Source organism: Microbacterium sp. zg-Y1090 (assembly GCF_030246945.1).
Taxonomy (GTDB): domain Bacteria; phylum Actinomycetota; class Actinomycetes; order Actinomycetales; family Microbacteriaceae; genus Microbacterium; species Microbacterium wangruii.
The window spans coordinates 2929826-2946452 of sequence record NZ_CP126742.1 but is presented as its reverse complement, the minus strand read 5'-3'; the positions used below and the strand labels follow the sequence as shown (position 1 = coordinate 2946452).

14 protein-coding genes are annotated in these 16627 nt (G+C 71.3%); 9 read left to right on the top strand and 5 right to left on the bottom strand.

The window, feature by feature from the left end:
- Nucleotides 1-13 precede the first annotated feature (13 nt).
- Nucleotides 14-1423, bottom strand: coding sequence for an MFS transporter (locus tag QNO26_RS13785; protein ID WP_257533797.1), 1410 nt, complete (start codon nucleotides 1421-1423; stop codon nucleotides 14-16).
- A gap of 166 nt (nucleotides 1424-1589) precedes the next feature.
- Here QNO26_RS13785 and QNO26_RS13780 point away from each other — a divergent pair, with 166 nt between their 5' ends.
- The 6 genes from QNO26_RS13780 (at nucleotide 1590) to QNO26_RS13755 (ending at nucleotide 8306) form a co-directional block, all read left to right on the top strand.
- On the top strand, nucleotides 1590-3344 hold the full coding sequence (locus QNO26_RS13780; RefSeq protein WP_257533796.1) for a sensor histidine kinase: 1755 nt from the start codon (nucleotides 1590-1592) through the stop codon (nucleotides 3342-3344).
- Nucleotides 3317-4003 carry a response regulator transcription factor gene (locus QNO26_RS13775; RefSeq protein ID WP_257638530.1) on the top strand — a complete coding sequence of 229 codons (687 nt, stop codon included), beginning with the start codon at nucleotides 3317-3319 and terminating at the stop codon, nucleotides 4001-4003. The genes QNO26_RS13780 and QNO26_RS13775 overlap by 28 nt, the downstream gene beginning before the upstream one ends.
- Before the next feature lie 178 nt (nucleotides 4004-4181).
- Entirely contained in the window at nucleotides 4182-6050 is a 1869-nt protein-coding gene (gene dnaK, locus QNO26_RS13770) for a molecular chaperone DnaK (protein ID WP_257533794.1), read from the top strand.
- An 11-nt stretch (nucleotides 6051-6061) separates the two neighbouring features.
- Nucleotides 6062-6751 (top strand): nucleotide exchange factor GrpE, encoded by a 690-nt coding sequence (locus tag QNO26_RS13765; protein WP_257533793.1) that lies wholly within the window; start codon nucleotides 6062-6064, stop codon nucleotides 6749-6751.
- A gap of 9 nt (nucleotides 6752-6760) precedes the next feature.
- Nucleotides 6761-7756, top strand: coding sequence for a DnaJ C-terminal domain-containing protein (locus QNO26_RS13760; protein ID WP_257533792.1), 996 nt, complete (start codon nucleotides 6761-6763; stop codon nucleotides 7754-7756).
- Between the two features lie 115 nt (nucleotides 7757-7871).
- The gene (locus QNO26_RS13755) at nucleotides 7872-8306 is read left to right on the top strand and encodes a heat shock protein transcriptional repressor HspR (RefSeq protein ID WP_257533791.1); all 435 of its coding nucleotides are present in this window, start codon (nucleotides 7872-7874) and stop codon (nucleotides 8304-8306) included.
- Nucleotides 8307-8365: 59 nt separating this feature from the next.
- Here the strand turns inward: QNO26_RS13755 and QNO26_RS13750 are convergent, their stop codons facing one another.
- Together QNO26_RS13750 and QNO26_RS13745 are read right to left on the bottom strand one after the other, a co-directional pair.
- A complete protein-coding gene (locus tag QNO26_RS13750; protein WP_257533790.1) occupies nucleotides 8366-9412 on the bottom strand; it encodes a hemolysin family protein in 1047 nt (348 codons plus the stop codon).
- Nucleotides 9405-10772 carry a hemolysin family protein gene (locus tag QNO26_RS13745; RefSeq protein ID WP_257638529.1) on the bottom strand — a complete coding sequence of 456 codons (1368 nt, stop codon included), beginning with the start codon at nucleotides 10770-10772 and terminating at the stop codon, nucleotides 9405-9407. Before QNO26_RS13745 ends, QNO26_RS13750 begins: the two co-directional genes overlap by 8 nt.
- Nucleotides 10773-11014: 242 nt before the next feature.
- Between QNO26_RS13745 and QNO26_RS13740 the strand changes: the two genes are divergently transcribed.
- From QNO26_RS13740 to QNO26_RS13730, 3 genes are read left to right on the top strand one after another with little or no spacing between them, the layout of a single operon-like run.
- Nucleotides 11015-12130 (top strand): alcohol dehydrogenase catalytic domain-containing protein, encoded by a 1116-nt coding sequence (locus tag QNO26_RS13740; protein ID WP_257638528.1) that lies wholly within the window; start codon nucleotides 11015-11017, stop codon nucleotides 12128-12130.
- A gap of 28 nt (nucleotides 12131-12158) precedes the next feature.
- Nucleotides 12159-12917 (top strand): 3-oxoacyl-ACP reductase FabG, encoded by a 759-nt coding sequence (gene fabG, locus QNO26_RS13735; protein ID WP_257638527.1) that lies wholly within the window; start codon nucleotides 12159-12161, stop codon nucleotides 12915-12917.
- Nucleotides 12914-13366, top strand: a complete 453-nt coding sequence (locus QNO26_RS13730) for a MaoC family dehydratase (RefSeq protein ID WP_257533786.1) — start codon at nucleotides 12914-12916, stop codon at nucleotides 13364-13366. Before fabG ends, QNO26_RS13730 begins: the two co-directional genes overlap by 4 nt.
- A gap of 10 nt (nucleotides 13367-13376) precedes the next feature.
- Here QNO26_RS13730 and QNO26_RS13725 read toward each other — a convergent pair whose 3' ends face one another.
- The gene (locus QNO26_RS13725) at nucleotides 13377-15119 is read right to left on the bottom strand and encodes an aldehyde dehydrogenase family protein (RefSeq protein ID WP_257533785.1); all 1743 of its coding nucleotides are present in this window, start codon (nucleotides 15117-15119) and stop codon (nucleotides 13377-13379) included.
- A gap of 62 nt (nucleotides 15120-15181) precedes the next feature.
- Nucleotides 15182-16624 (bottom strand): MFS transporter, encoded by a 1443-nt coding sequence (locus QNO26_RS13720; RefSeq protein WP_257533784.1) that lies wholly within the window; start codon nucleotides 16622-16624, stop codon nucleotides 15182-15184.
- Nucleotides 16625-16627: the final 3 nt, after the last annotated feature.

Sequence of the window (16627 nt, the reverse complement as noted above, 5' to 3'; positions counted from 1 at the left end):
ACGGGGCCGGCCCTCAGCGCACGCGCGCGGGCGCTGCGACCGGCAGCAGCAGCAGCAGCCCGGCCAGCAGCACGACGGCGATGCCGAGGATTCCGAACGCCGTCGCCCCGGTCAGGGAGATGAGCACCGCCCACAGCAGCGAGGTCATCCACCCCGCCGCCCGCCCGGTCGTCGCGTAGAGCCCGAAGATCTCGCCCTCCCGCCCCGCCGGAGTCAGGCGTGCGAGGAACGAGCGGGATGCCGCCTGCGCCGGGCCGACGCAGGCGCACAGGGCCAGCCCGCCCACCCAGAAGACGATCGGGCCGGCATCCACCAGCGCGAAGACCGCCGTGGCCAGCACGACCATGACGGTCAGCGACCACAGGATGACGGTCTTGGGGCCGAACCGGTCGTCCCAGCGTCCGACGATGAGGGTCGAGACCCCGGCGATGAGGTTGGCGGCGATGCCGAAGATGACGAGGTCGAGAAACTCGAAGCCGTACACGCGGCCGGCGATGATCGCACCGAAGGTGAACACCCCGCTCAGCCCGTCGCGGAACACCGCACTGGACAGCAGGAACCAGAACGTGGGCCGCGACTGCGGCGTGCGGTACAGGTCGATCACATCGCGCACGAGCAGTCCGTAGCCGCGCAGCAGTCCGACGCGCCGCTCGGGGCGCCCCAGCGAGGGCTCGGGCACGCGCAGGAAGATCGGGATGGCGAAGGCGACCGTCCACAGCGCGCACCCTACGGCGATGATGCGGAACGGCAGCCCGCCGTCCTCGCTCAGGCCGAACCAGTCGGACATGTAGAAGACGACCACGAGGATCAGGGCGACGATGCCGCCGAGATAGCCGAAGCCCCAGCCCAGGCCCGAGATGCGCCCGATGGTGCGGGGCGTCGCGATGCCGATGAGCATGGCGTTGTAGTTGACGCCCGCGATCTCGCTGAAGACCGTGCCGGCGGAGATGAGGGCCACGCCGAGCCAGAACAGCGCCGGAGCGGGTTCGACGAACCACAGCAGCGCCATGCTCATGACCAGCCCGCCGGTGCCGATGCCGAGCCACAGTTTCTGGCGGCCCGCCGCATCGGCCTGCTGGCCCAGCACGGGGGCCAGCGCGAGGATCAGCAGGCCCGCGATCGTGGTGCCCCAGCCGAGGCCCGCGGCCAGTCCCGCCTCGGCCACCTCCTTCACCCGGTCGCCGTCGGGAAGGGCGGCGACCTCGGCCGGGAGGAAGACGTCGGTGGTGAGGTACAGGGCGGTGAAGATGAAGGTCAGGATGACCGTGTTGAACGGCTGCGCCGCCCAGTCCCACAGCGCCCACGCCAGCACGGTCTTGCGTGGCGCAGGGCTGTCGCGGCGCAGGTCGAGGCCCATGACGGGCAGCGCGTCGGTATCGGCGGTGGCGGGCAGGTGTCGGGCCTCGCCCGGCGAGGTGGTCATGCCCGAACATTAGCGCCACCGCGTGACCGCAGTGCGGCAGCCCGTGCGCGTGGCTCGCGGGCCGGGTCCGCCTCGGCGGGTGCACCACCGCAAGCTGGCGACCTGGGTCCTTAGGTCGCCGGCCCGTCAGGGGCCACAATGGAGGTCCCCGATCTCCTGGTGCCCGATGACCCCTCCCCTCGGCTCCCGCCCGGTTCCCGTCCGGTCGGCGCTCGCACGCTCGCTGCATCGCGCCCTGGCGCTGATCGCCGCGGCCGCGGCGGTTCTGGGGGTGGTGCAGCTCGCCCTGCTGCCGCGCGCCGATCCGAACTGGCCCGTGATGGTCGCCGGCACGGCCATCTTCTGGGTCTACGCCGCCATCGGACTGATCGCCTGGCGACGACGGCCGAGCAACCCGCTCGGACAGCTGATCGTGCTGGCGGGCATGACGGTCTACCTCGCAATGTGCGGCAACACCGAGGTCCCGGTTCTCATGGGCATCGGTGCCGTGTGCGCCACGTTGATCCTGCCCGCCATGCTGCATCTGCTGCTGGCGTTCCCGAGCGGACATCTGAGGTCGCGCAGAGCCGTCGGCGTCGTCGTCGCGGGGTACGTGCTGTCCACGCTGCTCGAGGCGCCGCAGTATCTCTTCGACCCGGCGGGCCCGGCGCCGGCACTGGTCGTCGCGGATGCGCCGGAGGTGGCCCGGGCCGCGCTGACCGTGCAGGCGATCGCCGGTGCAGGGGTGATGGCCGCTGCTGTGGTCATCCTCGCCGGCCGACTGCGTCGGGCCGACCGCGCTCACCGCCGGGTGCTCGCGCCGCTGTTCTCCTACGGCATCTTCGCCGCCGCCGCCACGCCGCTGAGCGGGTCGGTGCTGGTGGGGGTGCTGGGGCTCGATTCCGCGGTGCAGGCGTCGGTGCAGTACCTGGTGATCGCGGGAGTCCCCGTGGCTTTCGCGCTCGGCATGCTGCGCGGCGGATTCGCCCGCACCGGTCAGCTGGAAGAACTCGGCACGTGGCTGGGCGCGGCGCCGGCCACACGCGAGGTGCTCGAGACCGCCATTGCGCGCGCGCTCGGCGACGCCTCGGTGGGGCTGTCGTTCTGGGTGGCGGAACGGGGTGGTTACGTCGACGCGGAAGGCCGTGCGGTGCCGACCCCGGCGGCGCACCGGGGATGGTCGCGCATCGTCCTCGACGGCCGGCTGATCGGCGCCATCGAATACGATCGCCGCCTGCTGCGGGATGACGAGCTGGTGCGCACGGCAGGCAACGTCGTCGCCATCGCGGTCGACCGGGAGAGGCTCACGGCAGAATTGCGAGCGAGCCGGCGCGCGCTGATCCGCTCCCGCGAGCGACTGGTCGAGGCGGCCGACCGCGAGCGTCGCCGCATCGCGCGGGATCTTCACGACGGGCTGCAGTCACAGCTGGTGATGCTCGCCGTCGATGCGCAGCGCCTGGCCTCCGCCGAGCCTGCGGCGGTGGCGGAGCGCGCTACGGGGCTGCGCCGCGAGATCGACGCCGCCGCGGCCGACCTGCGCCGCCTCGTGCACGACCTCGTCCCCGCAGCCCTCATCGAGCGGGGTCTGTTCGCCGCTGCCGAGGAGCTGGTCGACCGCATGCCGATTCCGACGCGCCTGGTGGGCGGTGCGGGACCGCTCGACGACGCGGCATCCGACACCGCGTACTTCGTCATCGCCGAGGCGCTCACCAATGTCGTCAAGCACTCTCAGGCGCGATCGGCCGAGGTGCGGCTGGAGCGCCGCGATGGCACCCTGCGGCTCGACGTCCGTGATGACGGCGTCGGGGGCGCGACGTTCGACGGCGGCACCGGTCTGCGGGGCCTGGCCGACCGGGTGGATGCCGCAGGCGGCACGCTGGTGATCGCCGGCGCGGAGACCGAAGGGACGCATCTGTGCGTGACACTGCCCTGCGCATCGTGATCGTCGAGGACGAGACGCTCATCCGGCGCGGCCTGGAGCTGCTGCTCGCCGATGTCGGTCACGAGGTGGCCGCGTCGCTCGCCGACGCGGCGCTGCTGTGCGATGCCGTGGCCCGGTATGAGCCGGATCTGGTCGTCACCGACATCCGGATGCCGCCGACGCACACCGACGAAGGCCTGGTCGCAGCTCTCGCGGTGCGCGCGGCGCACCCGGCAACCGGTGTGGTGGTGCTGTCGCAGCACGTGCAGCGCAGCTACGCCCACCTGCTTCTCGGCCCCGATGCGGGCAGCGCCGGCGGCGCAACGGGAGGAGTCGGGTATCTGCTCAAGCAGCGCATCGCCGACATCGACACCTTCGTGCGGGATCTCGCCGTCGTCGCTGCGGGGGGAACCGTGCTCGACCCGGACGTCGTCGCCGTCATGGTCGACCGCGCCCGGCGCTCCACCTCGGCGGTCCGATCCCTGACTCCGCGCCAGCAGGAAGTGCTGGCTCTGGTCGCGGAGGGCCAGAGCAACGCCGCGATCGCCGCCGCTCTCTTCCTCACCGAGAAGGCGGTCGTACAGCACATGTCGCGCATCTACGACGCGCTCGGTCTGTGCGTCGACGCCGACGGTCACCGGCGTGTGCAGGCCGTCGTCCGGTACCTCGACGACGCCTGATCCCCCGGCGTCGTCGCCCCCTCTGGTCGATAGGGACGTCGGGCAAAGTTGATAGCACTCGTATCAAGGTTGATTGACATCGAGCGTCCGGTGTGGTTTCCTCGAAGGTATCCGGGTTGAGCCGACACGACTCAATCCCCGCAGATTTCCCCCGTTTCATCTCAGAAGGAGAGAGCACATGGCACGTGCAGTAGGAATCGACCTGGGTACGACCAACTCGGTCGTGAGCGTCCTCGAGGGCGGCGAGCCGAAGGTCATCGCGAACGCGGAGGGTTTCCGCACCACCCCGTCGGTGGTCGCCTTCACGAAGGACGGTGAGGTTCTCGTCGGCGAGACCGCCAAGCGCCAGGCCGTCACCAACGTCGACCGCACCATCACGTCGGTCAAGCGCCACATGGGCACCGACTGGAAGACCCAGCCGATCGACGGCAAGGCCTACACGCCGCAGGAGATCTCGGCGCGCATCCTGCAGAAGCTGAAGCGCGACGCCGAGCAGTACCTCGGTGACGCCGTGACGGATGCCGTCATCACTGTTCCCGCGTACTTCAACGACGCCGAGCGTCAGGCCACGAAGGAGGCCGGCGAGATCGCGGGCCTGAACGTGCTGCGCATCATCAACGAGCCCACCGCGGCCGCTCTGGCCTACGGCCTCGACCGCGGCAAGGAGGACGAGCTGATCCTCGTCTTCGACCTCGGTGGCGGTACCTTCGACGTCTCGCTGCTCGAAGTGGGCAAGGACGACGACTTCTCCACCATCCAGGTGCGTTCGACGGCCGGTGACAACCGACTCGGTGGCGATGACTGGGACCAGCGTCTGGTCGACTACCTGATCAAGCAGTTCAAGGACACCACCGGCGTCGACGTCTCGGGTGACAAGATCGCGCTGCAGCGTCTGAAGGAAGCCGCGGAGCAGGCCAAGAAGGAGCTCTCGAGCTCGACCTCGACGAGCATCAACCTGCCCTACCTCTCGCTCACCGACTCCGGCCCCGTGTCGCTGTCGGAGACGATCACGCGCGCCAAGTTCGAAGACCTCACCAAGGACCTGCTCGACCGCACCAAGAAGCCGTTCGAGGACGTCATCCGCGAGGCCGGCATCAAGGTCAGCGACATCAACCACGTCGTGCTGGTCGGCGGTTCCACCCGCATGCCCGCCGTCTCCGAGCTCGTGAAGCAGGAGGCCGGCAAGGAGGCGAACAAGGGTGTCAACCCCGATGAGGTCGTCGCCGTCGGCGCCGCGCTGCAGGCCGGTGTCCTCAAGGGCGAGCGCAAGGACGTGCTGCTGATCGACGTCACCCCCCTGAGCCTCGGCATCGAGACCAAGGGCGGCATCATGACGAAGCTCATCGAGCGCAACACCGCCATCCCCACCAAGCGCAGCGAGACCTTCACCACTGCCGATGACAACCAGCCGTCGGTGGCGATCCAGGTCTTCCAGGGCGAGCGCGAGTTCACCCGCGACAACAAGCCGCTCGGCACCTTCGAGCTGACCGGCATCGCCCCCGCTCCCCGCGGCATCCCGCAGGTCGAGGTCACCTTCGACATCGACGCCAACGGCATCGTGCACGTGTCCGCCAAGGACAAGGGCACCGGCAAGGAGCAGTCGATGACCATCACGGGCGGCTCGTCGCTGCCCAAGGAGGACATCGACCGCATGGTGCGCGAGGCCGAGGAGCACGCCGCCGAGGACAAGAAGCGCCGTGAGTCCGCTGAGACCCGCAACCAGGCCGAGACCCTCGCGTACTCGGTCGACAAGCTGATCAAGGACAACGACGACAAGCTGCCCGCCGAGGTGAAGTCCGACGTGCAGGCCGACGTCGACGCGCTGAAGACGGCTCTGGCCGGCGAGGACGACGACGCGGTGAAGACCGCGTTCGACAAGCTCAGCCAGTCGCAGGGCAAGCTCGGCGAGGCGATCTACGCCGCCGGCCAGGCGCAGGGCCAGAACCCCGACCCTGCCGCGACCGACCCGGGCAACGGCGAAGTGCCGAACCCCGAGGAGGACGTGATCGACGCCGAGGTCGTCGACGACGAGGACGAGAAGAAGTAGAGAATCGAGACATGACCGACAAGGACTTCGAAGAGCCCATCGACGGAGTCCCCGGTGACGAGGGGTCGGAGGCGCGAGCCTCCGGCCCCGACTCGCACGGGGGCGCAGCCTCGGCATCCGCAGCCCCCGCCGGGGACGCCGAAGGCGACGCAGCAGCCGAGGCCGATGCCGAGCTGCAGGGCGAGGCCGAGGACATCGAGCTGACCATCGACGACATCCTCGCCGCCGTGCAGTCCGATGAGGCTGCCGGTGCCGATGGTGCGGCCGGCGTGGCCGCCGCGGGCGAGGACAACGATCTGCTCGTGGACCTCAAGCGGCTGCAGGCCGAGTACGCCAACTACCGTCGGCGTACCGAGGATCAGCGCGAGCTGGAGATCGAGCGTGCGAAGGGGACGGTCGCCAAGGGACTGCTGCCCGTGCTCGACGACCTCGACCGTGCCGAGAAGCACGGCGACCTGGTCGAGGGCACGGCGCTGTCGGCGATCGCCGAGAAGCTGCGCGGAATCGTCACCCGTCTCGGTGTGGAGCGCTACGGCGCTGCCGGCGAGACGTTCGACCCGCAGCAGCACGAGGCGATCTTCCAGGCCCCGACCGCCGGGACGACCGAGCCCACGATCCTCGAGGTCGTCGAGGTGGGCTACCGCCTGGGCACCACCGAGCTTCGTCCGGCCAAGGTCGTCGTCGCGGTCCCGACCGAGTAAGGGCAGCCGATGGCGAGTCAGGACTGGTTCGACAAGGACTTCTACTCCGTGCTCGGGGTGGCCAAGGACGTGAGCGACGCTGATCTGAAGAAGACGTATCGCAAGCTCGCGCGCAAGTACCACCCCGACTCCAATCAGGGGGACGCCAACGCGGAGGCGAAGTTCAAGGAGATCAGCGAGGCATACGCCGTGCTGAGCGACCCTGAGCAGCGCGCCGAGTACGACCAGATCCGCGCCATGGGCTCGGGCGCCCGCTTCACGGCGGGCGGTCAGGGCACCGGCGGGTTCGAGGACGTGTTCAGCATGTTCGGTCAGGGCCGCGGCGGCGGAGGCACGCGCTTCCAGGCGGACGACTTCGACGACATCTTCTCGATGTTCAACCAGCAGGGCGGACGATTCGGCTCCGGCCGGTTCGGCCAGACCTCGGGCGGATTCCGCGGATTCGGTGGACCCACCAAGGGGGGAGATGTCACCGCGCGCACCACGATCGACTTCCTCACCGCCACCAAGGGCGAGACCATCACCCTGCAGGGCGAGGACGGCAAGCCGTTCAAGGTGAAGATCCCCGCCGGGGTCAAGGACGGCCAGAAGATCCGGCTGCGTGGCCGCGGTCGCCCGTCTCCCGACGGCGGCGAGAACGGCGACATCGTCGTGTCGGTGACCGTTCGCCCGCACCCCGTCTTCACGCGGGACGGACTGAATCTGCGGGTGACGGTGCCGGTGACCTTCACCGAGGCGGTGCTCGGGGCCACGATCGAGGTGCCGACCCTGGGCGGTGACCCCGTGAAGCTGCGCGTCGCCCCGGGAACGCCGTCGGGCCGCGTGCTGCGCGTGAAGGGCCGCGGAGTGGCGACGTCCAAGGGCACCGGCGACCTCCTGGCCGAGGTGCAGATCGCCGTGCCGTCCCACCTGGAGGGCGAGGCGAAGGAGGCGCTCGAGCGGTTCCACGAGCTCGAGCCCAAGGACAACCCGCGCGCCGACCTCATGCAGAAGGCTCGCGGCTGAGCCGCGATGTGTGCCGTCGTGAGCGTAGGAGATGTGACCGGCGAAGGGCGGATGCGTGGCATCCGCTCCTTCCCTCGCGCCATCTCCTACGCTCGTGACCGGAGGGGGTGAGCGCATGAACGACGAGATCGACGACGACATGCCCATCTTCGCCATCGCCGTGGCGGCGGAGCTCGCCGGCATGCACCCGCAGACTCTTCGTCAGTACGACCGCATCGGGTTGGTCGTGCCCGCGCGCACGCAGGGCGGCTCGCGACGCTACTCGCCGCGTGACGTCGAACAGCTGCGCGAAGTCGCGCGCCTGTCGGCGGAGGGCATGAGCCTGCCCGCCATCTCCCGCATCGTCGACCTCGAGAACCATGTGCGCGAGCTGCGCCGTCAGGTGCGCGACCTCGAGAGCCGCGTGCGCGCCGAAATCGAGAACCGCCCCGGAGCCCGCGTCTTCGCCGCAGGACCCAGCGGCGGCGTGATCACGCTGCGCCACGGAAAGCGCGTGCGTCGCGCCACCGATGTGGTGCTCTGGCGTCCGCGGCATCCCGACCACGACTGAGACCACCGCATGACGAAGGCCCCCGGCGTGCACTGCACCGGGGGCCTTCGTCATGCGGGTCAGCCGGCGGTCGCCGTGGCATCCTCGATCTCGCCGACCAGTACCTCGAGGACGTCCTCGAGGTACAGCAGGCCGACGGTGCGGCCGTCGGCGTCGAGGCTGCGCGCCACGTGCGCGCCCCGGCGCCGCAGCATCGCCATCGCGTCCTCCAGCTCGGCCGTGCGGTGCACCGTCGCCAGGCGTCGCAGGCGCTTCTCGGGAATCGGAGCGTGGAACTGCTCGGCACTGTCGAGGTCCATCACGTCCTTCATGTGCACGTAGGCGAGCGGCTCGCCGTCGTCGCTGGCCAGCACGTAGCGGGAGAACCCGTGCTCGGCGACGGCCCGCTGCACGTCGGCGGGGGTCGCACCCACCGGCAGCAGCACCATTCCGTCCAGCGGCACGTCGACGTCGGCGACGGTGCGCTCGGTGAACTCGAACGCGCCCGCCAGCGTGCCCGACGCGTCCATGAGGGTGCCTTCGCGGCGCGACTGCTCCACGATGTTGGCGACCTCGTCGAGCGTGTAGGTGCTGGTGGCCTCGTTCTTCGGCTGCACGCGGAACAGGCGCAGAATGCCGTTGGCCGCGGCGTTCAGCGTCCAGATGACCGGCTTGAACACCTTCGCGACGCCCACGAGGGCGGGCGCGAGGATGAGCGCCGCGCGGTCGGGCACCGAGAACGCGATGTTCTTCGGGATCATCTCGCCGAACACCACGTGCAGGAACGTCACCAGCGCCAGGGCGATGGCGAACGCGACGATGCCGATCAGCTCGGGCGTGAGGCCGGTGAGACCCAGCGGGATCTCGAGCAGATGGTGGATCGCCGGCTCCGACACGTTCAGGATCAGCAGCGAGCAGACGGTGATGCCCAGCTGGCTCGTGGCCAGCATGAGCGTCGCGTGCTCCATCGCCCACAGCGTGGTCTTCGCGGCCTTGCTGCCGCGGGCGGCGAGGGGCTCGATCTGCGAGCGGCGCGCGGAGATCACGGCGAACTCGGCGCCGACGAAGAAGGCGTTGCCGATGAGCAGGACGAACAGCCAGACGATGCCCCAGATGTCCTCACTCATGGCGGGCCCCCTTCAGGATGCTCTCGACGGTTCTGTCGTGGTCGGTCATGAGGCTGGGATCGGTCTCCGGCTCGTCGGGGGTGAAGCGCAGGCGCACGATGCGGTGCCCGTCGATGCGCTCGACACGCAGCGTGCCGGCATCCAGGCGCACTTCGTCGCCCAGTTCGGGCAGGCGCTCGAGCACGTCGGTGACGTACCCGCCGGCGGTCTCGTAGTCGCCCTCCTCGGGGATCTCCACGCCGGTGCGGTCGAGCACCTCGTCGGGGCGCCAGCTCGCGTCGAAGGTGACCGAGCGGCCCGAGCGCAGGATGCCGGTGCGGGTGCGGTCGTGCTCGTCCTCCAGTTCGCCCACGATCTCCTCGACGAGGTCCTCGAGGGTGACGATGCCGGCGGTGCCGCCGTACTCGTCGCCGACGACGGCGATCTGCAGGCCCTCGGTGCGCAGCAGGGTGAGCAGGTGGTCGGCGCCCATTCCCTCGGGGACGGTGCGCACGTCGCTCATCAGCGCGTCGGCACGGGTCGCGGTGCGCTGGTCGAGCGGCACCGCGAACGCGTGCTTGACGTGCACGACGCCCACGACGCGGTCGGGGGTGCCGTCGATCACGGGGAACCGCGAGAACCCGGTGGCGCGCGACTGCGCGATGACGGTGTCGGCGGTGTCGGCGACGTCGACGCTGACCATGCGCACGCGCGGGGTCATCACTTCCGACGCGTCGTGCTCGGCGAACCGCAGGGTGCGGCGCAGCAGCTGGGCGTCGGAGTTGTCGAGCAGACCTGCCGTCGCGGAGTGGCGGATGAGGTATGACAGCTCGTCGGCGCTGCGGGCGCCCGAGAGCTCCTCCTTGGGCTCGATGCCCATCGACCTGATGATCGCGTTCGCGGTGTTGTTGAACAGCAGGATCAGCGGCTTGAAGACCGCGGTGAACGCACGCTGGAACGGCGTCACCACCTTGGCGGTGGCCAGCGGCAGGGCGAGGGCGAAGTTCTTCGGCACGAGTTCGCCGACGATCATCGAGAACAGCGTCGCCAGCAGGATGCCGGTGACCGCGCCGAGGGGCGAGACGGCGCCCTCGGGCACCCCGAGCTGCAGCAGCGGCTCACGGAGCATGCTGCTGATCGCCGGCTCGAACGTATAGCCGGTCAGCAGGGTCGTCAGCGTGATGCCCAGCTGCGCACTGGACAGGTGGGTCGACGTGATCCGCAGCGCGGAGATCGTGCCGTCGAGGCCGCGCTCGCCGCGGGCGCGCCGCGCCTCGAGCTCATGCCGGTCGAGGTTCACCAGCGCGAACTCGCTGGCCACGAACAGTCCGGTGCCGATCGTCAGGACCACGCCGATGGCGAGCATGATCCACTCGTTCACTTTTCACACCCCCTGACCGTTGAACGTGCCGCGATGGCGGCTGGGCAGTCAGAGGGCGCGGGACTATGAGAGGGAGGGTCATCCATGGTGGATTCAGGCTAGGGCGCGCCGTTATCCGCAAGCTGTGAGAACGCCCGAGCCGGCGGCGAGCGCCGCGCGGGGCGGGCGAGGCGCGTACATACCGCGCAGTCGGTATGCTGGTGCGCACGCGCGTCGCGGCGCGCTCGGACGAGGAGGTTCGGATGCAGATCACGGGAGCCGTGCTGGAGGTGTCGGGGGCGGATGCGCCCTACGCGGCATCCCGCCCGTTCACCGTCGGACCGCTCGAGCTCGACGAGCCTGGCCAGGGCGAGGTGCTCGTGCGCATCGAGGCCGCCGGGGTGTGCCACTCCGACCTCAGCGTCGTCGACGGCAACCGCCGCCGACCGACCCCGATGCTGCTCGGGCACGAAGCGGCCGGCATCGTCGAGCGGGTGGGCACCGGCGTCGACGATCTGCGCCCCGGGGTGCGCGTCGTGATGACCTTCCTGCCGCGCTGCGGCGCGTGCGCGGGATGCGCGACCGACGGGCGTCTGCCGTGCGACGTCGGCACGGCGGCCAACACCGCCGGCACGCTCGTCGGCGGCGGGATGCGACTGCATCGACATGCCGGGGCGGACGCCGCCGAGCCCGTGTTCCACCACCTCGGTGTCAGCGGCTTCGCCACCCACGCCGTGGTGAGCCGCACCTCCGTCGTGCCGGTGCCGCCCGACGTCCCCGCCGACATCGCGGCGCTGCTGGGGTGCGCCGTGCTCACCGGGGGTGGCGCCGTGCTCAACGCCGCGCGCCCGGCGCCCGGAAGCGCCGTGGTGATCGTCGGTCTCGGGGGCGTGGGCATGGCCGCGCTGCTGGTCGCCGTGGCCCTCGGCCTCGAGGCGATCGGCGTCGATGCCGTGCCGGGCAAGCTCGCGCTCGCCCGCGAGCTCGGCGCCGTCGATGCCCTCGAGCCGGCGGATGCCGTGGCGCGCGGCATCCGGGTGCCCTCGGTGATCGAGGCCGCGGGATCCGCCCGGGCCTTCGAGGCCGCCCTGGCGCTCACCGCGCCCGGCGGCACCACCGTGACCGTGGGGCTCCCGGGTCCCGACGCCCGGGCCGCGGTGTCGCCCCTGCAGCTGACAGCCGAAGCGCGCACGGTCATCGGCAGCTACCTCGGCTCGGCGGTGCCCGCCCGCGACATCCCGCGCTACATCGACCTGTGGCGTGCCGGCCGGCTGCCGCTCGAACGCCTCGTGACCTCGCGGATCGGCCTCGCCGACATCGACGCCGCGATGGACCGCCTCGCCGCCGGCGGCGAGCTGCGCCAGCTCATCGTCTTCTGACCTCATCTCCCGACGAAAGGACACCCGCATGACCTCTTCCGACCGCACCGCCATCGTCACCGGCGCCGCCCGCGGCATCGGCGCCGCCACCGCGCGCCGCCTCGCCGCCGACGGTCACGCCGTCGCCGTGCTCGACCTCGACGCGGCCGACTGCGCCGACACCGTCGCCGCGATCGAAGCCGACGGCGGCCACGCCCTCGCCGTCGGTGCCGACGTCGCCGATGCCGACGCCGTGGCATCCGCCGTCGAGCAGGTCACGTCGTCGCTGGGTGCGCCGACGATCCTGGTGAACAACGCGGGCATCATCCGCGACAACCTGCTGTTCAAGATGAGCGCGGACGACTGGGATGCGGTGATGACCGTGCACCTGCGTGGGGCGTTCCTCATGACCAAGGCGGTGCAGGCGCACATGGTGGATGCCGGGTGGGGCCGCATCGTGAACCTGTCGTCGACGTCGGCTCTCGGCAACCGCGGGCAGGCGAACTACGCCGCTGCGAAGGCCGGGATGCAGGGGTTCACCAAGACGCTCGCGATCGAGCTCGGCCGGTACGGGGTGACGGCGAACGCCGTGGCGCCGGGGTTCATCCAGACCGACATGACGCGGGCGACCGCCGAGCGCATGGGGGTTCCGTTCGAGGACTTCGTCGCCGCGATGGCGAAGGAGATCCCGGTGGGACGAGGAGGGACACCGGAGGACGTGGCCGCTGCGGTCGCGTTCTTCACGCGCGAGGATGCCGGCTTCGTCTCGGGCCAGGTGCTGTACGTCGCCGGCGGGCCGCGCGCATGATCGCGGTGGAGTCGCCCGCTGGGCTGGCCGGGGCTGTCGGCAGCTCGGCGACGGGGGAGTGGTTCGAGATCACCCAGGAGCGCATCACCGCGTTCGCCGAGGCGACCGAGGACCGGCAGTGGATCCACGTGGACGCCGACCGCGCGGCATCCGGCCCCTTCGGGGGGACGATCGCGCACGGATACCTGACCCTGTCGCTGCTGCCGCGGCTCACCGACGGGCTGCTGCAGGTCGGCGGTGTGGCGATGGCGGTGAACTATGGGCTCGACCGGGTGCGGTTCCTGCAGCCGGTGCGCGCGGGGTCGCGCGTGCGGGCGGTCAGCGAGCTGGCATCGGTGGACGAGACGCCGCAGGGCGTGCGGGTCGGCATGCGCACGACCGTCGAGATCGACGGCGCCGCCAAGCCCGCCCTCGTCGCCGAGACGCTCGCCCTGCTCGTTCCGGAGTGAGCGTGCCGCGTCAGGCGCCGAAGGCGCGGGTGAGCGTCGCCATCAGCCGCAGCAGACTGCCGTCCATCCGAAAACGGGTGAGGCCTTCGCTGACCGCTGCGCCGGTGCGCGCCGAGACGAACCACGGCGGCTTCGGCAGTACCGAGAACCGCTGACCGGCGCCGATCGACCGCGGGAACGGCCGGAACGGGCCGCGCACCACGCTGCGCTCCACGCGGTCGAGCAGCCGCGCGTTGTGCACGATGCCGATGCCGCTGGGCGCGTCGCCCAGCGTGCCGCCGGGGTAGGCGCCCCACGAGCAGGTCGGGGTCAGGAACCCCAGCGCCGTCCAGGCGTTGATCGCGACGGTGCCGTAGTGCAGCTGCGCCATCGCCTCCTCGAATCCGTTTCCGAGCTGAGCCTGCGTCGCGGGGTCGATGATGACGTTAGCCCCCAGCGTGCCGGTGAGCTCGGCGTTGGCGTGGGCGACGGCGGCATCGACGAAGTCCTGCCCGGTGCCGGCGAGCTCGACCACGCCGAGCACCGGCGCGAAGTACTCGGTGGTCTGCATCGCCGTGGCATCCGCCGCGTCGGCACGGATCAGCACCCGCGTGCCGTCCCCGCAGCGCTCCGCGCCGGGGAGGGCGGATGCCGCGTCGATCCGGGCCTGCGCGTTCGGGTACCAGACCGATCGCGCCGGCGCGGCGTCGTACGCCGCCCGCAGCGCGGCGAGGAACGCCTCCCGCTGTGGCCAGTCGGAGCTCATGAGCACGATCTGCCCGGCGATGCAGTTGTGCCCGCTGTTGTAGAGCCGCATCGTCACGATGTGCTCGGCCTGGAACCGCAGGTCCGCGTCGGACCACTCCCCGGGGACCACGATGATCGGCGACACGCCGCCCAGCTCCGCGGTGATCGGCACCGTCAGTTTCGGGTCGTCGGCCTCGCGGCGCGACACCGCGTCGTCGCCGGTGCCCCACACGATCGCGTCGAACGTGTTCACCGATCCGGTGATGTGCACATGCTCGATGCCGGGATGCGTCGTCAGGTAGGCCCCCACATCGCCGCCGCCGCGCACGATGCGCAGCAGGCCCGCGCCGATGAGGGGCGCCAGCGCCCGCTCGTAGACCGGCACCAGGTCGTCTTGGGTGGGGTTGACCTTCAGCAGCGTGACGCGGTTGAACGCGAGCAGCTCGTACAGCACGTCGAGGAAGGGGATCGCGGTGACGTTGCCGGCTCCCAGCACGAGCCCCACGCCGCCCTCGGGGGCGCCGGGAAGCTGACCGAGGCCTGCGGTGCGGGCCGCCTCACCGGCGCTGACGCCCGGCTGCAGCCACACTTCGCCGGTGTAGCCCGACAGCAGCAGGGCGTCGATGCCGGAGGTCGGCAGCACGTGCACGCGCACCCGTCCGCCGGGCGCCTCGTCGACCTTCAGCCCGTCGAGCGGGCTGGCGCCGCGCAGGAGCGCGCCGAGCGTCTCGATGTACGCATCGAGCGCGACCAGGGCGGCATAGGGGCCCGACAGCCACTCCTCGCCCCGCAGCGGATGCCCGGGCTCGAGGTCCTTCGACGTCGCGGCGACGTCGGCCCACTCCTCGGCGACCGACACCACGGCCGCGCGGATGCGCTGCAGCATCTTGCGACGCTGGGCGAGCGTCAGTCGCGCCCAGACCCGCGTGCCGGTCGCCAGTTCGGCCACGGCGGTGTCCAGCGGCGCGCGCTGCGCGTCGGAGAGGCCGGGGGCGGTGTCGCGTGCGGGGGAGGGGGCGGATGCCACGGGGTGCGCTCCTCGGGTCGGGACTCCCAGCTTAGATCGGGGGCGTGGGGCGGGCGCCGCCGTCACTCGATGTCTCGGCGGCGCAGCCGGTATCCGGCGAGGGTGACGAGGCTCACCGCGACCAGTGCGGCGGGGACGACGCTGAAGCTCAGCACGATGCCGTCGAGGGCGGCCTCGGGCTGCGTCACCGACTGGCCGGCGACGCTCGCCACGTACCCCGTGACGGCGAGCACCACGGCCAGCGCGCCGGCGCCCAGCGCGAAACCGGCGGTCTCGCCCGCCGTCCACATGCCGCCGAACGCCCCGGCGCGTCCGGGGCCGAACAGCCGCGCGTCGTGCGCGATCACGTCGGGGAGCATCGCCATGGGCAGCGACTGCATGCCGGCGTAGGCGATGCCGGCGACGGCGACGGGCGCGTAGATCCAGGCGCCCGGGGACCAGAGGGCGCACACCGTCGACAGCGACGCGAGGGCGAACAGGACGGCGGCGAAGGCGAACGCGCGCTCCTTGCCGACCCGGCGCGCGATGCGGCCCCAGCCCAGGGCGGCGAGCAGGGCGGGGGCGATCAGGGCGACGAACAGCAGGCTGACGGCATCCTCCGATCGCAGCACCCAGGTGGCGAGGTACTGGGCGCCGGCGAGCATCATGCCGGTTGCGAGCGCCTGCAGGAAGTAGGTCGCGAGCAGGGCGCGGAACGCCGGGCTGCGCTGCAGCGCCTCGAACCCGGCGCGGAAATTGTCGCGGGCGCCGCCGCCGGGGGTGGAGGCGTCGCGGCTGAAGCGCGGCGTGCGGTCGTCGCCGGCGCGATCCGCCGTCAGCGCGGCCTGCTCGGCGGCCGAGGTCCCGGCGGCGGTCATCGCCGAGCGGCGCGACCGTGCGCGTCCGGCGACGCCCGTCGCCACGAGCATGCCCGCGCCGAGCACGACGCCGGCCACGATCCCCATCACGAGGTACCCGGTGGTCGGGTCGCCGGTGATGCCGCGCAGCAGAGGTCCGCCCGCGCCGAACAGCAGGATCGCGAAGGTCAGCACGACCACGCGCCAGGTCAGCAGCCTCGTGCGGGCGTCGTAGCCGTCGGTGAGCTCGGCGGGGAGGGCGACGTAGGGCACCTGGAACAGGCTGAACGCCGTCGCCGTCAGCACGAACGCCACGAGCACCCAGACGGCTGCGACGGTGGGTCCCAGTTCCGGCGGTGCCGCGAAGGTCAGTGCGAAGAAGATCGGCAGCGTCAGGGCGCCGAGCGCCATGAGTCGACGGCGCGAACCATGACGGGCGAGGTCGCGGTCCGTCCACACCCCGATGAGCGGGTCCACGACCACGTCCCACACCTTCGCCGCGGTGACGATCACTCCGGCCAGCAGGGCCGTGACGCCGAGGTTGTCGGTGAGGTAGTAGGTCAGCACCAGGCCGGGCAGGGTGGCGAAGCCCCCCGTGCCGATCGACCCGGCGGCGTAGCGGGCGACGGTCTCGCGGCTCAAGCCGTGCGGTGTCGCTCCCGTGCCCATGGC